Consider the following 2,439-nt stretch of genomic DNA (forward strand, 5'->3'; position numbering starts at 1 on the left):
ACAGCTCTTTATTCCCCTATGTTAATATTTAGCAAAATTGCCATCGCGGTAGATGAGGACATGGACATTACTAGTGCAGAAGATATCCTTTATTCTATTGGGGTGAGAATGAATCCTCAAACGGATACTATTGGTATTGAGAGAACCCTGGGCTTACCATATGATATTTCAATCCCCGATCTTCCTGGTGCTCCTCCACTAAGGGTGGGGGGGAAATTGGGGATTGATGCCACTAAACCTTCCTTGCTAAGGAAAGAGTTAAGAACAAAATTTGAAAGGGTTAACCCTAAAGGATGGGGAAAAGTATCTTTGAAGGATTTTATCTGAAAATAATGGGAGAGGTGTCTTGATTCTATTGATTAAAAATGTGAACACTTTTTAAAAGGAGGTAGAACTAATGTATGGCTGGATGGGAAAAATCCTAAGAGTTGATTTAACAGAACATAACTATGAGATAGAAGAGCTGGATGAAGATTTAGCCAGAGATTATATTGGCGGCCGAGGATTAGCTACCAAGATCCTCTACGATGAAATCGATCCTGCCATTGATGCCTTTGATCCTGATAACAAATTAATCTTTGCCACTGTTCCCCTCACAGGAACGGGAGCGGTGGGAAGTAGTCGATTTGTAGTGGTTACTAAATCCCCTTTAGGCAACATAGGAAATGGCAATGCCGGTGGTTACTTCGGACCTGAAATGAAATATGCAGGTTACGATATGATCATCTTAGAAGGCAAGTCTCCAGAACCAGTTTATTTATGGATCGATGATGATCAGATTGAATTTAGAGCTGCCGATGATCTCTGGGGAAAAACTGTTCATGAAACAGAAGACCTGATCAAATCCTCACTTGAGTTTGAGGATCCCTGGAAGAGGAAAAGGATTCATATTGCAAGCATTGGTCCTGCAGGTGAGAATCTGGCTAAAGTTGCTGCCGTTATTGTTGATAAACATAACGCAGCTGCAAGGGGAGGAATTGGTGCAGTAATGGGTTCAAAAAATCTTAAAGCTGTCGCTATTCGAGGATCTAAAAGTATTCCTATTGCTGACCCTAAGGGTTTCAAAGAGGCTGTAAATGATGTTATGGAGAAGGTTAAGGCTTCACCATTTGCCACCCATGCCTTTCCCATAAATGGCTCGGCAGGTATATTACATGTGTATAATGAAGTGGGGATGCTAGCTACCAGAAACTATCAAACAGGGGTGTTTGAGGGCGCAGAAAACATTGATGGATCGGCGATAACCAAAGGCTATCTGATTAGAAATAGGGCATGCTTCTCCTGCCCCATGGCTTGTGGAGGCATAACCCAAGTTAAAGAGGGTCCTTTTGAAGGTAGGGCAGAAAGACCAGATTTTGAAACAGCATGGGTCTTTGGTGCAGATTGTGGCAATGACAACCTTGAAGCCATACTCAAAGCAAATAATCTTTGCAATGATTTGGGAATGGATACCATTTCTGTAGGCAACACCATCGCGGCAGCCATGGAGATGTATGAGAAAGGGTACATCACAGATAAAGATGTAGGCTTTTCTTTAAAATTTGGGGAGGCGGAGGCTATGGTGAAGCTAGTGGAAATGACCGCTTATAGAAAAGGATTTGGTGATGCGATTGCCGAAGGAGGTTATCACATGACTCAAAAATATGGTCATCCAGAACTCTTTATAGGTGTAAAGAAACTGGAGTGCCCTGCTTATGATCCCAGGGTAGCTCAAGCCCAAGGACTTAACTTAGCAACTGCCAACCGAGGTGCCTGTCACAACAAAGGGTATACGATGATCTCAGAAATCCTTGCAGATGCGGTAAAAATTTTTCCTAAAACCGATCCTTTCATCACAGAGGGTAAAGCACAGCTTACCAAAGATCTTCAAGATGAAACTTGTCTATTCGATAATGCTGGCATATGCCTCTTCCTCCTTGTTACCTTATGGACTAAAGAAGTGCTCCAGCAGCTAGAACCAGCAAGTGGTGCTGGTTATACTATGGAAAGCCTTAAACTTGCTGGTGAAAGGACCTGGAACCTAGAACGACTGTTTAATCTAAAAGCCGGTCTCACTGGAAAAGACGATAATCTGCCTAAGAGGTTATTGGAGGAACCACTGCCAGAGGGGCCTGGAAAGGGGCATGTCAATAAACTACATGAGATGCTGCCAGAATACTATAAACTAAGGGGGTGGGACAAAGATGGTGTTCCTGCCCAAGAAAAGCTAAAAGAATTGGGATTAGTTTAATTTTTCCAATAAAGTAAAGGAGAAAAACATGAAGGAGTTTAGGGTAGATTTTGATAAATGTACTGGATGTCGACACTGCGAAACCGCTTGTTCCCTCCAACATATTGAGGACAGTGTCAATCCCAATCTTTCACGGATAAGGGTCTATGTTGATATGGAAAAGGATATCCACATACCTATTTTGGCAGGTCCTTACACTGATGCAAAGT

3 protein-coding genes are annotated in these 2,439 nt (G+C 42.4%); all 3 read left to right on the forward strand.

The features are described from left to right. Nucleotides 1-327: UbiD family decarboxylase (locus JRI46_12505; protein MBW2040386.1), on the forward strand; the 327-nt coding region annotated here is incomplete at its 5' end. A 70-nt stretch (nucleotides 328-397) separates the two neighbouring features. Beyond that, nucleotides 398-2,230 carry an aldehyde ferredoxin oxidoreductase family protein gene (locus tag JRI46_12510; protein ID MBW2040387.1) on the forward strand — a complete coding sequence of 611 codons (1,833 nt, stop codon included), beginning with the start codon at nucleotides 398-400 and terminating at the stop codon, nucleotides 2,228-2,230. A gap of 28 nt (nucleotides 2,231-2,258) precedes the next feature. Beyond that, a partial coding sequence (locus JRI46_12515; GenBank protein MBW2040388.1) for a 4Fe-4S binding protein occupies nucleotides 2,259-2,439 on the forward strand: 181 nt, incomplete at its 3' end.

The sequence above is a fragment of the Deltaproteobacteria bacterium genome, assembly GCA_019308925.1.
Classification (GTDB): domain Bacteria; phylum Desulfobacterota; class B13-G15; order B13-G15; family RBG-16-54-18; genus JAFDHG01.

Coding starts and splice junctions, on each gene's coding strand:
- JRI46_12510 (MBW2040387.1), top strand. CDS start 398: ATGTATGGCTGGATGGGAAAAATCCTAAGAGTTGATTTAACAGAACAT.